Origin of the sequence: Streptomyces sp. PA03-5A, from assembly GCF_033792725.1 — a bacterium.
In the GTDB taxonomy this organism is placed as follows: domain Bacteria; phylum Actinomycetota; class Actinomycetes; order Streptomycetales; family Streptomycetaceae; genus Actinacidiphila.
In genome coordinates, this window is record NZ_JARAVL010000013.1 from 1 (window position 1) to 16,182 (window position 16,182).

The following is a 16,182-nucleotide window of genomic DNA, read 5'->3' on the forward strand; positions in this document are numbered from 1 at the left end:
CCTGTTCGGTGAGCAGGCGGTGCTGTGCGGTGGTACGGCGGCGCTGGTCAAGGCCGGTTTCGAGACGCTGACCGAGGCCGGTTACCAGCCGGAGATCGCGTACTTCGAGTGCCTGCACGAGCTGAAGCTCATCGTGGACCTGATGTACGAGGGCGGTCTGGAGAAGATGCGCTGGTCGATCTCGGAGACCGCCGAGTGGGGTGACTACGTCACCGGTCCGCGCATCATCACCGACGCCACCAAGGCCGAGATGAAGAAGATCCTCGGTGAGATCCAGGACGGCTCGTTCGCCAACAACTGGATCGCCGAGTACAACGCCGGCCTGCCCCGGTACAACGAGTACAAGAAGGCCGACGAGAACCACCTGCTGGAGACCACCGGCAAGAAGCTCCGCAAGCTCATGAGCTGGGTGGACGAGGAGGCGTAAGTCCTCCGCACCGCGGTCGGAACGGTCCCGGGGGCGCCGCGCCCCCGGGACCGGCGGCTTTGGCCACCCCGTACACCCTCGTGCGGGTGATCCTTCCACGTTGTCGCAGGATGCCGGGCCCGCCGCCGATACACTCCATTAACAAGCGCGTCAGGCTCACAGCGTCGTGCGTCTTCCACGCGGCATGCCATCCCTCTCCACCGCCTTCGGCCGTCGGGACGCGGCCGTAGACCAGGGACTAGTGAGGACTCACGTGAGCAACCCCGTCGTACTCATCGCTGAAGAGCTGTCGCCCGCCACCGTTGACGCCCTCGGGCCGGACTTCGAGATCCGGCACTGCAACGGCGCCGACCGGGGAGAACTCCTGAGCGCGATCGCCGACGCCGACGCCATCCTGATCCGCAGCGCCACCAAGGTGGACGCCGAGGCCATCGCCGCAGCCTCCAAGCTCAAGGTCGTGGCCCGCGCGGGCGTCGGCCTGGACAACGTGGACGTCTCCGCGGCCACCAAGGCCGGCGTGATGGTCGTCAACGCCCCGACCTCCAACATCGTCACCGCCGCCGAGCTGGCGTGCGGCCTGCTGATCGCCGTGGCCCGCAACATCGCCCCGGCGAACGCGGCCCTGAAGCAGGGCGAGTGGAAGCGCAACAAGTACACCGGCGTCGAGCTCGCCGAGAAGACCCTCGGCGTGGTCGGCCTCGGCCGCATCGGCGCCCTGGTGGCGCAGCGCATGTCGGCCTTCGGGATGAAGATCGTCGCGTACGACCCCTACATCCAGCCCGCGCGCGCCGCCCAGATGGGCGTGAAGATCCTCAGCCTCGACGAGCTGCTGCAGGTCTCCGACTTCATCACCGTGCACCTGCCCAAGACCCCGGAGACCGTGGGCCTGATCGGCGAGGAGGCGCTGCGCAAGGTCAAGCCGCACGTCCGCATCGTCAACGCCGCCCGCGGCGGCATCGTGGACGAGGAGGCGCTGTCCGCGGCGCTCAAGGAGGGCCGGGTCGGCGGCGCCGGCCTGGACGTGTACGCCAAGGAGCCGTGCACGGACTCGCCGCTCTTCCAGTTCGACAACGTCGTGGCCACCCCGCACCTGGGCGCCTCCACCGACGAGGCCCAGGAGAAGGCCGGTATCTCCGTCGCCCGCTCCGTGCGCCTGGCGCTCGCCGGTGAGCTGGTGCCGGACGCGGTCAACGTCCAGGGCGGTGTCATCGCCGAGGACGTCCGCCCGGGCCTGCCGCTCGCCGAGAAGCTCGGCCGGATCTTCACCGCCCTCGCGGGCGAGGTCGCGGTCCGCCTCGACGTCGAGGTGCGCGGCGAGATCACCCAGCACGACGTGAAGGTGCTGGAGCTCTCCGCCCTCAAGGGCGTCTTCGAGGACGTGGTCGACGAGACCGTCAGCTACGTCAACGCCCCGCTCTTCGCGCAGGAGCGCGGGGTCGAGGTCCGCCTCACCACCAGCAGCGAGTCGCCCGACCACCGCAACCTGGTCACCGTGCGGGGCACGCTCTCCGACGGCACCGAGGTGGCCGTCTCCGGCACGCTGGCGGGCCCCAAGCACATCCAGAAGATCGTCGCCGTCGGCGACGACGACGTGGACCTGGTCTTCGCCGACCACATGGGCTTCCTGCGCTACACCGACCGTCCCGGCGTCGTCGGCACCATCGGCCGCATCCTGGGCGACGCCGGCGTCAACATCGCGGGCATGCAGGTCGCCCGTGACCAGGCCGGCGGGGAGGCGCTGGTCGCGCTGACCGTCGACACCGCCATCCCGGCGCCGGTGCTGGCCGAGATCGCCGAGGAGATCGGCGCGAGCTCGGCCCGCGCGGTCAATCTCGAGGACTGACGGCCGGTTCGCTCCGCTGGGGGCGGCCGACCCGGGCGATCCGGGACGGCCGCCCCTTCGCCGTCAGCGCCGCCACCGCGGGGGAGCCGGGCCGGAAGCGCAGCGCCACCGCCGCAAGGAAGACCAGGCCCAGCACGGGGTACGGGGAGGCGAAGGGCTGCAGCCACCACGCCAGGTGCAGATCGAGGTCACCGGCCTTCGGCACGATCCACAGCGTGCGCGCCAGGAAGGCCACCGCGGCCACCCGCAGCGCCCAGCGCGGCGCTTCGGCGGCGAGCAGGATCAGCATCGGCACGCACCACACCCAGTGGTGCGACCAGCTGATCGGGGTGATGAGCAGCGCCGTCACTGCGCAGCACACCACGCCCCAGGCCTCCCGGCCCAGCCGGCCCATCCGCACCGAGACCGCGAGCCCCGCGCAGGCCACCACGAGCGCGGCGACCGCCCACACGGCGCCCGGGTGGGCGGTGTGCAGCATCCGGGCGACGAGGCCCTGCAGGGACTGGTTGTCGACGATCCAGACCTTGCCGATCCGGCTGGTGTCGAACAGGCAGCGGGTCCAGTAGTCGACGCTCGCGCCGGGCAGCGCGAGCGCACCCAGCAGCGTGGTGCCGGCGAAGGCGGCGGCGGCGACCGCGGCCTCCTTGCGCCGGCCGGTCAGCAGCAGGTAGACGGCGAAGATCGCCGGGGTGAGCTTGATGCCGGCCGCCACACCGATCGCGATGCCCTTGCCGCGTGCGCCGTCCGGCCTGCTCAGGTCCCACAGCACCAGCACCGTGAGCAGCAGGTTGATCTGGCCGTACAGCATCGTCTGGAAGACCGGCTCGAGCCACAGCCCGAGGGCCATCGCCAGGAGCACCACCACCCAGCGCGAGCCACGGGCGCGCGGCCACCCCGTCGCCCGGCAGGACAGGTGCGCGAGCAGCCCGAGCAGCAGCAGGTTGCCGCCCATGAAGGCCAGCTTCAGCAGGGGTACGGGCAGCCACGTCGTCGGTACGAACAGCAGCGCGGCGAAGGGCGGATAGGTCGCGGGCAGCTTCCACTCGGTGACGGTGAAGCCGTACAGGTCGGTGCCGTCGACGGCGGCCGCGCCCTCGGCACGGTAGACCTGCATGTCGGCCATGGGCACGGGCATCGACAGGCACAGCGCGGTGAAGGCGGCCAGCGACACGACCAGCAGCAGCCCGGCCAGGAGCAGTCTGCGGTCGGGGCGCGGTCTGCCGGGGACGGCCGGCGGCGTCCTCCACAGCGCCGGGCGTTCGCGTCCGTGGGCCTCCGTGGAATGAGTCACCGGCTCCCGATCCCCTTGTTTCGCTCCGCGGTGTCCGCGCGGGACGCGCGGGTCGCCCGCGTCCTGCGCGTGTTGATCAAGCCCCCCAACGGCCTCGCGCCACGTTACTTGTGCCCCCTCGGGTCGGCAACAGTCCCATCAGTCCCCGAGCCCGGCCGTCTTGAGGGCTATGTGGAGCAGCAGCCGGTCCTCCCCGTCGTCGAGGTCGAGGCCGGTCAGCCGCTCGACGCGGGACAGCCGGTAGTAGAGCGTCTGACGGTGTATCCGCAGTTCCGCGGCGGCGCGCCCGGCCTGCCCCGCACGGTCGAGGTACACCTCGGCGGTCCGTGCGAGGTCGGCGTGCGAGGGCTCCAGCAGCGGGCGCACCGCCGGGTCCACCGCCCCGGTGGGCAGTGCGGCCAGCATCCGGTAGGGGCCGATCGCGTCCCACTCCGCCGTGCGCCCGAGCCGGGGCTGGGCGCGGGCGGCGCGGGCCGCGGAGACGGCCTCGTGCCATGCCTCGGGCAGCTCGGCGAGTCCCTGGCGCGGGGCGCTGATGCCGGCCCGCGCGCCCGGCTCCGCCGCCTGGCCGTTGCCCTCCATCAGCCGTGCGGCCGCCGTGAGCGCGGGCCCCGACATCGTCGCCGAGCGCAGCCGCACCAGGGCGGCGAGCGCCGCGACCGGGGGCTCCCGGTGCGACTCGCCCGCGGTCTCCCGCGGCGGCACCACGCACAGCGCGGCGGCGCCCGGCACACCGCGCGGTCCCGGGGCGTCGCCGTCCTCGCCACCCGGCCAGGGCAGGACGCACACCACCGCGTGCGCCTCGTCCGCGTCCGGGCCGAGCGCGGCCCGCAACGCCTCGCGGGCGGCCGTGCGGCCGGGCCCGGGGGCGGAGCCGATGAGATCGCCCAGCGCCCGGCCGGCGTCGGCGCCCGCGCGGGACTCGGCGGCCAGCAACGCGCCGATGCGGGCGGCGACCGCCATGGCGGCGGCCAGCTGGGCGTCGGTGTACCCGCTGGTGTCCAGCAGCCACACGTAGCCGTGGACGACGCCGCCGTGCCGCACCGGCAGGCACAGCCGGGGCCGGAACACCCCGGCGTCGGGGGCGGCGGGGATGCGGACCGGGGCCGTCGCGCGGGCGATGCCGAAGCGCTCGAACCAGGAGCGCACCTCGGCGGTGGAGCGGCGGGTGAGGATCGACCGGGTCCGCACCGGGTCCATGGCGGCGTCGTCGTCGCTGTCGTGCGCGCCGAAGGCGATCAGCCGGAAGTCGCGGTCCTCCAGGGTCGCGGGAGCGCCGAGCAGCGCCGAGACCTCGTCGACCAGCTCCTGGTAGTCACCGCGCACGCCGCCATTCTCCCTCATACATCTGTATGAGGGATGCCGATCGGATGCGTGACAGCTGTCGATGGTGGGCGGGGTAGGTGGATCCTAGATTTCACGGCGACGCTGCCTGCCCCCTGGGCAGCCCTTCCTCCAGGAGGAGACCGTGCTGGGTCCCGTGCTGCTCGCCGCCTCGCGCAGCGACCGTATGCGCCGCGTCGTCGCGGGCGCGCCGATCACCCGCCCCGTGGTGAACCGCTTCATCGCGGGTGACGAGCTGGCGCCCGCGATGGAGACCGTGCGGTCGCTGACCGCCTCCGGCCTGGAGGTCACGCTCGACCACCTGGGTGAGGACGTCACCGACAAGGCGACCGCGCTCGCGACCCGTGACGCCTACCTGCGGCTGCTGGAGGCCCTGAAGGCCGAGGGCCTGGGCACCCGCGCCGAGGTCTCCGTCAAGCTGTCGGCCTTCGGGCAGGCCCTGCCGGCCGGCGGCCACGACATCGCACTGGAGAACGTCCGCCCCGTCGCCGACCTGGCGAGCGAGATCGGCACCACCGTCACGCTCGACATGGAGGACCACACCACGGTCGACTCCACCCTCGCGATCCTCGCCGACCTGCGCCTGCGCCACCCCGGCACCGGAGCCGTCCTGCAGTCGTACCTCTTCCGCACGGAGGAGGACGCCCGCGCCCTCGCCGTCGCCGGCTCCCGCGTGCGCCTGGTCAAGGGCGCCTACAAGGAGCCCGCCACCGTCGCCCACCAGGACAAGGCCGAGGTCGACCGCGCCTACGTGCGCTGCCTGAAGATCCTGATGGCGGGCGAGGGCTACCCGATGATCGGCTCCCACGACCCGCGGCTGATCTCCATCGCCCAGGAGCTCGCGCACCGGCACGGCCGCAAGCAGGGCTCGTACGAGTTCCAGATGCTGTACGGCATCCGCACCGCCGAGCAGCGGCGCCTGGCCGACGAGGGCGAGCGCATGCGCATCTACGTCCCGTACGGCGCAGACTGGTACGGGTACTTCATGCGGCGCCTCGCGGAGCGGCCGGCGAACCTGGCCTTCTTCCTGCGGTCCTTCCTCCCCACCCGCTGAGCCCACGACCCCACAAGGACACAAGGAGATGTCTTCCATGGACGCTGTGACCCAGGTCCCCGCCCCGGTGAACGAGCCGGTGCACTCCTACGCCCCGGGGAGCCCGGAGCGGGCCCGGCTCGAGGCGAAGCTGAAGGAGCTGGCCGGGAACCCGGTGGAGCTGCCGATGACCATCGGCGGCGTGCGGCGGATGGGCGGCGGCGAGCGCTTCGACGTCGTGCAGCCGCACAACCACGGCGCCCGCCTCGGCACCTACGCCAACGCCACGCAGGACGACGCCCGCGAGGCGATCGACGCCGCGCTGACCGCCGCCCCGGCCTGGCGCGCCATGTCCTTCGACGACCGCGCCGCCATCATCCTGCGCGCCGCCGACCTGCTGGCCGGCCCCTGGCGCGAGACGATCGCCGCCTCCACGATGCTCGGCCAGTCCAAGACCGCCCAGCAGGCGGAGATCGACAGCCCCTGCGAGCTGGTCGACTTCTGGCGCTTCAACGTGCACTTCGCCCGCCAGATCCTGGCGGAGCAGCCGATCGCCAACTCCCCGGGTGTGTGGAACCGCCTCGACCACCGCCCGCTCGAGGGCTTCGTCTACGCGATCACGCCCTTCAACTTCACCGCGATCGCCGGCAACCTGCCGACCGCCCCGGCCCTCATGGGCAACGTCGTGGTGTGGAAGCCCTCCCCGACCCAGACGCACGCCGCCGTGCTGCTGATGGAGCTGCTGGAGGAGGCCGGGCTGCCCAAGGGCGTCATCAACCTGGTCACCGGCGACGGCATCGCCGTCTCCGAGGTCGCCCTGGAGCACCCGGACCTGGCCGGCATCCACTTCACCGGTTCCACCCGGACCTTCCAGCACCTGTGGCGGACGGTCGGCACCAACATCGACAAGTACCGCTCCTACCCGCGGATCGTCGGCGAGACCGGCGGCAAGGACTTCGTCGTCGCCCACCCCTCGGCCGACCCGGCGGTGCTGAAGACCGCGCTGACCCGCGGCTCCTTCGAGTACCAGGGCCAGAAGTGCTCCGCCACCTCCCGCGCCTACATCCCGCGCTCCCTGTGGGAGAACGGCTTCAAGGAGGAGTTCGCGGCCGAGGTCGACGGCCTCACCATGGGTGACGTCACCGACCTGTCGAACTTCATCGGCGCCGTGATCGACGAGCGCGCCTTCGCCAAGAACAAGGCCGCCATCGACCGCGCCAAGGCCGACCCGACCGTCGAGGTCGTCGCCGGCGGCACCTACGACGACAGCGTCGGCTACTTCGTCCGGCCGACCGTGCTGGTCTCCTCCGACCCGGAGAACGAGATCTTCCGCGAGGAGTACTTCGGCCCGGTGCTCGGCGTCCACGTCTACGACGACGCCGACGAGGGCGCCTTCGAGGCGATGCTGACCCAGATGGAATCGGTCGCCGCGTACGCGCTGACCGGCTCGGTCGTCGCCCGTGACCGCGCCGCGGTCGCCCACGTCATGGAGCGGCTGCGCTTCGCCGCGGGCAACTTCTACATCAACGACAAGTCCACCGGCGCCGTGGTCGGCCAGCAGCCGTTCGGCGGCGGCCGTGCCTCCGGCACCAACGACAAGGCGGGTGCCGCGCAGAACCTGATGCGCTGGACGTCGACCCGGTCGATCAAGGAGGCCCTGGTGCCCCCGACCGACTACCGCTACCCGCACATGGGCTGACCTCCGCGTCACCCGGACGAGCCCGCAAGGGGCAGGGCCCGGTACCCCCGATTCCGTGGGGGTGCCGGGCCTTCGCCGTCTCAGATAGTAGGAAGTCCGAGTAATTGTGGAGACAGATCGGCGGAGCTGTCCTAGCTTTGTAGGAGCCGAACGTCTCGCTCCACCAGCGACCGGCGGACAGCCGCGCACCTGTGGCAGGTCACCCCCTGCAGCGCCGCTCCCCGCCCCGTTCTATGGCGACACAACCCTCTCTTCTTCTCCGGGAGCTGTTCACCATGGACGAGACCGCCCGCAAGAACGCCGCCGAAGCCCTCCAGCGCGCCCTGGACCGCCGTGACAACGGCGGATCGACGGGACACGAGCCGCGTTGACCGGCCACTCCGTTCCCCATCCCCTCCGCCGTCTGCGACGCCTGGCCTACCTGGCCGTCCGCGCGATGGTGAAGTGATCGATCCGTCTGCCGTTCTCGGCGAGCGCCGAGACGACCAGCCGCGCCGTCCCACCGGGCGGCGCGGGCTGCGACTCCACGGTCAGGAACGAGTGGCCGGTGTAGCGGACGCGTGACCACTCCACCGTCTCCGTGACCTTGTGGGCACCTTTCACCCAGTGGTAGGTCTCCACGCCGTCCAGGTCCTTGACGTGCCCTTCGTGGCTGTCCGGCACCGGGAAGGCGTACAGGCTCTTCCCGGCGCCGCCCGCCGTGACGTAGACGATGCCGTCGCGCTCGGGGTGCGTGGTCGCCCCGACGGGGACGTCCTTGCCCACGGCGTCGCGGAGCACCGCGTCGGTGCGCTCGTAGACGTGGTTGTGCCCGTTGACCACCAGGTCGACCCGGTGCTTCTCGAAGAGCGGCACCCAGGCCTCGCGCACCCCGCCCTCGGAGGCGTGCGCGCTGGTGGTCGAGTAGGCGCAGTGGTGGAAGAAGACGACGACGAAGTCGACGCCGCGCCGGGCCCGCAGTTCGCCCAGCCGGCGGTCCAGCCAGGCGGTCTGCCGGCCGCCGCTGATCCCGTGGTTGGCCGGGATCTCGTACGACACGTCGTTGGCGTCCAGCGCCACGACGGCCACGTTGCCGTAGCCGAAGGAGTAGACGCCGGGGAGCCGCCCCGGGTCCGGGCCGTTGCCCGGCAGCGACCAGCGGGCCTCCTGGCCGCCGTAGCCGTTGGGGGAGTACCAGGCCTCCATGTCGTGGTTGCCGAGCGCGACCATCCACGGGACGCGTGAGGCGACGCTCTCGGTCTGGGCGAGGAACTGGTCCCACACGCGCGCGTCGTAGGTGTCGCCCTCCGTGCCCCGGCCCGAGTCGTCGGCGTAGCAGATGTCGCCCGCGTGCAGGTGGAACGCGGGGTTCTGAGCCAGGATCAGACTGTCGTTGGCCAGGGCGTGGTAGCTGACACCCTGGTCGCCGAAGGCCGTGAACACGAACGACCTGCGCTGCCCGGGGTCCGGGGCGGTGGCGAAGGAGCCGATCGTCGCGTAGGCGGGCGCCGACGCGGGGTCGAAGCCCTGGTGTCCCACGCCGTAGTAGTACGTGGTGCCGGGGCGCAGCCCGTCGAGCGCCGCGTGCAGGTAGTACTGCTCCACCGCGGGCAGTTCCTTGCCGAGCGCTGCCGTGTGCAGCGGGCGCACCTCGGCCTCGATCCGCTGCCCGAGGTCCCAGGGCCGCAGCCCCACCCGGACGAACGGCCCCCGCACCGGCAGCGGCACCTGCCAGGAGACGCGCATCTGGGTCCCGGGGTCGGCGCCGAAGGCCAGGTGCCGGCCGAACGGGGCCACCAGCGCACCGTCCACGTGGACCGCGGCCGGCGGGACGGGCACCGCGGGGAAGCGCGCCGGCGCGGCGGCCGGCTCCCTCCCGGCGTACGCCGACGCGCCCAGCACACCGGCCCCGGCGACGGTCCCGGCGACCGCGGCACCGCCCCGGATCACCCGTCTGCGGGAGTGCCGCTCCCGCAGCCAGGCATGCTGCTCCGCCATGCTCAGACGGCCGGCGAGATCCTCGTCGATGCCCATGCGTGGAGTGTCCATGGACAGGGAATTCCCTTCCGCCGCCAACTCAGCACGGTCATACGGGTGAACAGCACCTGGCGCGTACAGGAGGCGTCCGCCATGCGGACATCATGTGTCATTCCATGGACGGCGGAGTAGGGTTCTCGCCATGTCTCGCAGCATCAGTCTCGCAGTGATCCCCGGCGACGGAATCGGCCAGGAGGTGGTGGCCGAGGGCCTGAAGGTCCTGTCCGCCGTCCTTCCGCAGGACGTGAAGCTGGAGACCAAGGAGTACAGCCTCGGCGCCAAGCGCTGGCACGAGACCGGCGAGACCCTGCCGGACGCGGAGCTGGAACAGCTCAAGGCCCACGACGCGATCCTGCTCGGCGCGGTCGGCGACCCGTCGGTGCCCTCGGGCGTCCTGGAGCGCGGGCTGCTGCTGAAGCTCCGCTTCGCCTTCGACCACCACGTCAACCTGCGGCCCTCCCGGCTCTTCCCGGGTGTGAAGGGTCCGCTGGCCGGCGAGCCGAGCATCGACTTCGTCGTCGTCCGCGAGGGCACCGAGGGCCCGTACGTCGGCAACGGCGGCTCCCTGCGCACCGGTACGCCGCAGGAGGTGGCCACCGAGGTCAGCCTCAACACGGCGTTCGGCATCGAGCGTGTGGTGCGCGACGCCTACGCCCGCGCCCAGGCGCGCCCCCGCAGGAAGCTGACGCTGGTCCACAAGAACAACGTCCTCGTGCACGCCGGCCACCTGTGGAAGAACATCTTCGACAAGGTCGGCGAGGAGTACCCCGAGGTCACCACCGACTACCTGCACGTGGACGCCGCGACGATCTTCTTCGTCACCCAGCCCGAGCGCTTCGACGTGATCGTCACCGACAACCTCTTCGGTGACATCCTCACCGACCTGGCCGCCGCCGTGACCGGTGGCATCGGCCTCGCCGCCAGCGGCAACATCAACCCGGGCGGTGCGTTCCCGTCGATGTTCGAGCCGGTGCACGGCTCCGCCCCGGACATCGCCGGCCAGGGCAAGGCCGACCCGACCGCCACCGTGCTCTCGGTCGGCATGCTGCTGCGGCACCTCGGTTACACCGCCGAGGCCGAGCGGATCGAGGCCGCCGTCGCCGCGGACCTCGCCGAGCGCTCCGGGACGCGCAGCACCTCCGAGATCGGCGACGCGCTCGCCGCGCGAGTAGCCGGCTGACCGCCGGGTTAGCCTCCGCCAGTCGGCCCGGCCGGTCAGTGACCGCTCCACGACTGACCCTGACCTCTCGGGCCGCGCATGTACGTCTCCGGCCCCGCCGCTGCGATAATCAGCGGTGGGGCCGCTGTGCGAGGGGAAACTCGGACGTCCTAGCACCTCGGGACGGCGGGTGCGGTCCGCCCTGACCCTGACGCGAAGGACACGACAGATGACGACGCCCACGATCGAGCTCAAGCCCTCCTCGCGCCCGCTGCCCGCCGCGCAGCGCGAGGCGATCCTCGCCAGCCCCGGATTCGGCCGCCACTTCACCGACCACATGGTGACGATCCGGTGGACCGAGGGCCGTGGCTGGCACGACGCGGAGCTCGTCCCGTACGCGCCGCTCTCCATCGACCCCGCGAACATGACGCTGCACTACGCGCAGACGATCTTCGAGGGTCTCAAGGCCTACCGTCAGCCCGACGGGTCCGTCGCCACCTTCCGTCCCGAGGCCAACGCCGAGCGCTTCCAGGCCTCCGCCCGCCGCCTGGCCATGCCCGAGTTGCCCGTCGAGACCTTCCTCGCCGCCGTCGACGCGCTCGTCACCCAGGACGAGGCGTGGGTGCCGAGCCAAGGTGAGCAGTCGCTGTACCTGCGCCCCTTCATGTTCGCCACCGAGGTCGGTCTCGGGGTCAGGCCGGCCAACGAGTACCTGTTCATGGTCATCGCCTCCCCGGCCGGGGCCTACTTCCCCGGTGGCGTCAAGCCGGTCTCCGTCTGGCTCTCCGAGGAGTACGTCCGTGCCGCGCCCGGCGGCACGGGCGCCGCGAAGGCCGGCGGCAACTACGCCGCGTCGCTGGTCGCCCAGGCCCAGGCCATCGAGCACGGCTGCGACCAGGTCGTGTGGCTCGACGCGATCGAGCGCCGCTGGATCGAGGAGATGGGCGGCATGAACCTGTACTTCGTGTACGGGGACACGATCGTCACCCCCGAGCTCACCGGCTCCCTCCTCCCCGGCATCACCCGCGCCTCGCTGCTGCGCATCGCCGCCGACCTCGGCTACGAGGTCCGCGAGGGCCGCATCAGCGTGGACGACTGGAAGAACGGCAACGCGGACGGATCGCTGACCGAGGTCTTCGCCTGCGGCACCGCGGCCGTCATCACGCCGGTCGGTTCCGTGAAGTCCACCCGTGCGGACTGGACCGTCGGCGACGGCGAGCCGGGCGAGGTGACCATGAAGCTGCGCAAGGCGCTGCTCGACATCCAGACCGGCCAGTCCCCCGACACCCACGGCTGGATGCACCCTCTGGGCGGCTGACCGCCCATCGCCCCCGTACGGCGCCGCGCCGGGCAGGACCGGGCGGCGCCGCGCCGCTGTCCGTGCGACGGCGGGGCCGGGCGGGGGAGCGGCCCCGCCTCACACGGTGACCGTGACCGCGACCCGTTCCGGAGTCGGCGGCACGGGGTGCGGGCGGCCCGCGTTGAGCACGAGATACACCGCGGCCGTGACGGCACCCGATATCAGGAAGCTGAGGTCGATCCCGCCGGTCACGGACAGCAGGGGTCCGCTGTAGGCCGGGGTGTCGACGGCGAGCAGCCCGATGCCGGACCCCGCCGCCCAGGCGAGCGTGGCCTGCACGTTCCAGCCGCCGCGGTACCAGTACAGACCGCCGCGGCTGCGCCGGTTGTAGACCTGGAGGGCGTCGGTGTCGTAGCGGCCCCGGCTCCGGGCGAATCCGATGAGGGTGACGACCGCCCACGGGGTGCCCACGGCGGTGAGCAGCAGGACGAACGAGGTCATCGCGTCCTGGGCGGCCCAGGCGAAGTGCCCGAGGTAGACCAGTGCGGTGGAGACCGCGGCCACCACGTAGGTCGCCTGCGTGCGCGTCGCCCGCGGGAGGATCGCGTCCAGGTCCAGGCCCATGCTGTAGAGCATCAGCCCCGCGTTGCCCACCGAGCCCGCCGACGCGTTGGCCAGCAGCAGCACCAGGTACCAGGCGGGCGCCGCCGCGACCAGCGGCCCCGCGTAGTCCTCGCCGGCCCCCACCGCGAGCGCCGTGAAGGTGCCGAAGAGCTGGGGCACGAGCAGTCCGGCGACGAGCCCGGCGCAGGTGGCCCGGAAGACCCGCGGCTGGGAGAAGCGGCGCGGCGATATGTAGCGCGTGTAGTCACCCAGCAGCGTGATGAACGCGATCGGCCCGCTCAGGCCCGCCGAGACCGTGGCGAGCAGCCAGGTCGGCCAGAAGCCGCCGAGCAGGTACTGCGTGCCGGCGGGCGCGGCCGTCGTGAAGTCCCCCGCGTACGCGAGGACCCCGATGACCAGCAGCACCGTCAGCCCTACGGACAGCGCGCGGCTGAGCCGCAGCAGCATCCGGTAGCCGAAGACGGCGGACGTGGCGGTGCAGGCCGCGAGCAGGGCGTAGACCACGGTGTAGCTCCAGCCGCCGGCCGGCAGCCCGACGAGCCGGCCGAGGCAGCCGACGACGGCATCGCCGCCGACCCACAGGGTCAGCGCGGTGTAGCCGAGCGACAGCAGCAGGCCGATGACCGAGCCGAGCAGCCGGCCGCGCACGCCGAAGTGGGCGCCGCTGCTCGTGGAGAGGTTGGTGGCGGTGCGCAGCGAGACCAGCGCAAGCGGGGCGACCAGCACCGTGCCGACCACGGTGCCCAGGAGCAGGGACGTGACGGAGGCCCACCAGCCGAGGCCGAACGAGACCGGGAGCCAGCCGAAGACGATCACGCCCAGCGCGAGGTTGGAGCCCAGCAGGATGCTGACCAGGTCGCGGGGGCGACTGGTCCGTTCCTCGTCGGGGACGGTGTCCACTCCGCGTTGTTCGATCTGCATGGCGGGCTCCCTTGCCGTGCCGGGAAAGTTTGAACGCCACTCAATTTCCTCCCACCCTGCGCCGAGGTCAATACTTCCCCTGGGCGGCTTTCAGGTTTAGAGTGGTGCTCTAAACGGTGATCGATGTGGGAGGTCGATGTGGGAGGTGCGGAGACGTGAGGCTCACCCCGACCGAGCGCGACCGGCTGCTGCTGTTCGGCGCCGCGGAGCTGGCCCGGGCCCGCCGGGCGCGCGGGCTGCGGCTCAACGTGCCCGAGGCCACCGCCCTGATCGCCGACACGGTCTGCGAGGCCGCGCGGGACGGGGCGCGCCTCGCGGAGGCCGTCGAGGCCGGCCGTGCCGTACTCGGCCCCGGCGACGTGCTGCCCGGCGTGGCGGACGTCGTCACCGAGGTCCACGTGGAGGCCGTCTTCGACGACGGCTCGCGGCTGGCCGTGATCACGGACCCGATCGGCGGGGGCTCGCTGGGGTCGGACGCCCCCGGCGCCGTGCTGCCGGGCCCGGCCGTTCCCGAGCAGCCCCCGGAGGTGGTGGTGGCCGTGCGCAACACCGCCTCCGTACCGGTCAGCGTGACCTCGCACTTCCACTTCTTCGAGGCCAACCCCCGGCTGGACTTCGACCGTTCGGCGGCGTACGGCATGCGGCTGCACGTGCCGGCCGGTTCCTCCGTGCGCTTCGGGCCGGGGGAGGCGCGGGAGGTCGGGCTGGTCCCGGTCGGCGGCGACCGTGTGGTGATCGGCTTCGCCGGGCTCGTCGACGGTCCGCTCGACGCGCCCGGCGCGAAGGCGGAGGCGCTGCGGCGGGCCGCCGCCTGCGGATACCTGGGAGCGCGGTCATGACCATCGACCCGTACGAGTACGCCGCCGTGCACGGACCGCGTGCCGGGGACCGGGTCCGGCTGGGCGACTCGGGCCTGGTGGTCCGCGTCGAGTCGGACTCCCAGCGGCCCGGGGACGAGTTCCTCGCCGGGTTCGGCAAGACCGCCCGCGACGGGCTGGCGCTCAAGGCCGCCGCCGTCCGCGAGACCTGCGACGTGGTGATCAGCAACGTGCTGGTCATCGATGCGGCCGTCGGCATCCGCAAGGTGTCCATCGGCATCCGCGAGGGCCGCATCCACGCCATCGGCCGGGCCGGCAACCCCGACACCCTCGACGGGGTGGACGTCGTGGTCGGCACGGGCACCTCCATCGTGTCCGGCGAGGGGCTGATCGCCACCGCCGGAGCCGTGGACACCCATGTCCACCTGCTGTCCCCGCGCATCATGGAGGCCTCGCTCGCCTCCGGGGTCACCACGATCATCGGCCAGGAGTTCGGGCCCGTGTGGGGCGTCGGCGTCAACTCGCCCTGGGCGCTGCGGCACGCCTTCAACTCCTTCGACGCCTGGCCCGTCAACATCGGCTTCCTCGGCCGCGGTTCGTCCTCCGACCCGGCGCCGCTGGTCGAGGCGCTCGCCGAGGGCGGGGCGTCCGGCTTCAAGGTCCACGAGGACATGGGCGCCCACACCCGCGCCCTGGACACCGCGCTGCGCGTGGCCGAGGAGTACGACGTCCAGGTCGCCCTGCACAGCGACGGCCTGAACGAGTGCCTGTCCGTGGAGGACACCCTGCGCGTGCTGGAGGGCCGCACGATCCACGCTTTCCACATCGAGGGCTGCGGCGGCGGGCACGTCCCCAACGTGCTGAAGATGGCGGGCGTGCCCAACGTCATCGGCTCCTCCACCAACCCCACCTTGCCCTTCGGCCGCGACGCGGTCGGCGAGCACTACGGGATGATCGTCTCCGTCCACGACCTCAAGCCCGACCTGCCGGGCGACGCCGCGATGGCCCGCGACCGCATCCGCGCCGGCACGATGGGCGCCGAGGACGTGCTGCACGACCTGGGGGCGATCGGCATCACCTCCTCCGACGCCCAGGGCATGGGCCGCGCCGGTGAGACCGTACGCCGCACCTTCGCCATGGCCGGGAAGATGAAGTCCGAGCGCGGCCCCCTGGAGGGGGACGGCCCGGACTACGACAACGCCCGCGTGCTGCGCTACGTCGCCAAACTCACCATCAACCCGGCGATCGCCCACGGCCTCGCCCACGAGATCGGCTCGATCGAGGTCGGCAAGCTCGCCGACATCGTGCTGTGGCGACCGCAGTACTTCGGCGCCAAGCCGCAGATGGTGCTCAAGTCCGGCTTCCCCGCGTACGGGGTCACCGGCGACCCGGGCGCCGCCACCGACACCTGCGAACCGCTCGTCCTCGGCCCGCTGTTCGGGGCCCACGGCGCGACCGCCGCCGACCTGTCCGTGGCGTTCGTGGCCCGCCCCGCCCTGGAGCTGGAGCACGACCGGATGCCCACCCGGCGCCGCCGCGTCGCCGTGCGCGGCACCCGCGGCATCGGCCCGGCCGACCTCGTCCTCAACTCCCGCACCGGGCAGGTCGACGTGGACGGCAGGACGGGCCTGGTGACGCTCGACGGCGACCCGCTGCGTTCCGAGCCCGCGGAACAGGTGTCGCTCAGCCGTCTCTACTTCTTGTGAC

11 protein-coding genes and 1 pseudogene are annotated in these 16,182 nt (G+C 72.3%); 8 read left to right on the forward strand and 4 right to left on the reverse strand.

Annotated features, from left to right (window positions below; translation table 11 throughout):
* Together PV410_RS17595 and serA are read left to right on the forward strand one after the other, a co-directional pair.
* Positions 1 to 427: pseudogene (locus tag PV410_RS17595) on the forward strand (ketol-acid reductoisomerase); the annotation flags it as partial.
* Between the two features lie 253 nt (positions 428 to 680).
* Positions 681 to 2,270, forward strand: coding sequence for a phosphoglycerate dehydrogenase (serA, locus tag PV410_RS17600; protein WP_499514159.1), 1,590 nt, complete (start codon positions 681 to 683; stop codon positions 2,268 to 2,270).
* On the opposite strand, the gene PV410_RS17605 is transcribed toward serA, so the two are convergent.
* Both PV410_RS17605 and PV410_RS17610 read right to left on the reverse strand, forming a co-directional pair.
* Positions 2,254 to 3,561, reverse strand: a complete 1,308-nt coding sequence (locus tag PV410_RS17605) for a glycosyltransferase 87 family protein (protein ID WP_500325577.1) — start codon at positions 3,559 to 3,561, stop codon at positions 2,254 to 2,256. The genes serA and PV410_RS17605 overlap by 17 nt on opposite strands.
* A gap of 138 nt (positions 3,562 to 3,699) precedes the next feature.
* Complete coding sequence (locus PV410_RS17610; RefSeq protein ID WP_500325579.1) at positions 3,700 to 4,887, reverse strand: PucR family transcriptional regulator; 1,188 nt, start codon at positions 4,885 to 4,887, stop codon at positions 3,700 to 3,702.
* A 142-nt stretch (positions 4,888 to 5,029) separates the two neighbouring features.
* Here PV410_RS17610 and PV410_RS17615 point away from each other — a divergent pair, with 142 nt between their 5' ends.
* Both PV410_RS17615 and pruA read left to right on the forward strand, forming a co-directional pair.
* The gene (locus PV410_RS17615; protein WP_500325581.1) at positions 5,030 to 5,959 is read left to right on the forward strand and encodes a proline dehydrogenase family protein; all 930 of its coding nucleotides are present in this window, start codon (positions 5,030 to 5,032) and stop codon (positions 5,957 to 5,959) included.
* A gap of 37 nt (positions 5,960 to 5,996) precedes the next feature.
* Positions 5,997 to 7,637, forward strand: a complete 1,641-nt coding sequence (pruA, locus tag PV410_RS17620; protein ID WP_500325583.1) for an L-glutamate gamma-semialdehyde dehydrogenase — start codon at positions 5,997 to 5,999, stop codon at positions 7,635 to 7,637.
* Positions 7,638 to 8,054: 417 nt separating this feature from the next.
* Here pruA and PV410_RS17625 read toward each other — a convergent pair whose 3' ends face one another.
* Entirely contained in the window at positions 8,055 to 9,665 is a 1,611-nt protein-coding gene (locus PV410_RS17625; protein ID WP_500325585.1) for a purple acid phosphatase family protein, read from the reverse strand.
* A 130-nt stretch (positions 9,666 to 9,795) separates the two neighbouring features.
* On the opposite strand from PV410_RS17625, the gene PV410_RS17630 reads away from it, so the two are divergent.
* Both PV410_RS17630 and PV410_RS17635 read left to right on the forward strand, forming a co-directional pair.
* Positions 9,796 to 10,833 (forward strand): 3-isopropylmalate dehydrogenase, encoded by a 1,038-nt coding sequence (locus tag PV410_RS17630; protein WP_499514165.1) that lies wholly within the window; start codon positions 9,796 to 9,798, stop codon positions 10,831 to 10,833.
* 208 nt (positions 10,834 to 11,041) lie between these two features.
* Complete coding sequence (locus PV410_RS17635) at positions 11,042 to 12,130, forward strand: branched-chain amino acid aminotransferase (protein WP_500325587.1); 1,089 nt, start codon at positions 11,042 to 11,044, stop codon at positions 12,128 to 12,130.
* Between the two features lie 99 nt (positions 12,131 to 12,229).
* Here the strand turns inward: PV410_RS17635 and PV410_RS17640 are convergent, their stop codons facing one another.
* Positions 12,230 to 13,657 (reverse strand): cytosine permease, encoded by a 1,428-nt coding sequence (locus PV410_RS17640; RefSeq protein ID WP_500325589.1) that lies wholly within the window; start codon positions 13,655 to 13,657, stop codon positions 12,230 to 12,232.
* Positions 13,658 to 13,812: 155 nt separating this feature from the next.
* Here PV410_RS17640 and ureA point away from each other — a divergent pair, with 155 nt between their 5' ends.
* Both ureA and PV410_RS17650 read left to right on the forward strand, forming a co-directional pair.
* Positions 13,813 to 14,496: an urease subunit gamma gene (gene ureA, locus PV410_RS17645; protein WP_500325591.1), complete on the forward strand. Its 684-nt coding sequence runs from the start codon at positions 13,813 to 13,815 to the stop codon at positions 14,494 to 14,496.
* On the forward strand, positions 14,493 to 16,181 hold the full coding sequence (locus PV410_RS17650) for an urease subunit alpha (RefSeq protein ID WP_500325593.1): 1,689 nt from the start codon (positions 14,493 to 14,495) through the stop codon (positions 16,179 to 16,181). The genes ureA and PV410_RS17650 overlap by 4 nt, the downstream gene beginning before the upstream one ends.
* Position 16,182 lies beyond the last annotated feature (1 nt).

Coding starts and splice junctions, on each gene's coding strand:
- pruA (WP_500325583.1), top strand. CDS start 5,997: ATGGACGCTGTGACCCAGGTCCCCGCCCCGGTGAACGAGCCGGTGCAC.
- PV410_RS17625 (WP_500325585.1), bottom strand. CDS start 9,665: ATGGACACTCCACGCATGGGCATCGACGAGGATCTCGCCGGCCGTCTG.
- PV410_RS17630 (WP_499514165.1), top strand. CDS start 9,796: ATGTCTCGCAGCATCAGTCTCGCAGTGATCCCCGGCGACGGAATCGGC.
- PV410_RS17635 (WP_500325587.1), top strand. CDS start 11,042: ATGACGACGCCCACGATCGAGCTCAAGCCCTCCTCGCGCCCGCTGCCC.
- PV410_RS17640 (WP_500325589.1), bottom strand. CDS start 13,657: ATGCAGATCGAACAACGCGGAGTGGACACCGTCCCCGACGAGGAACGG.
- PV410_RS17650 (WP_500325593.1), top strand. CDS start 14,493: ATGACCATCGACCCGTACGAGTACGCCGCCGTGCACGGACCGCGTGCC.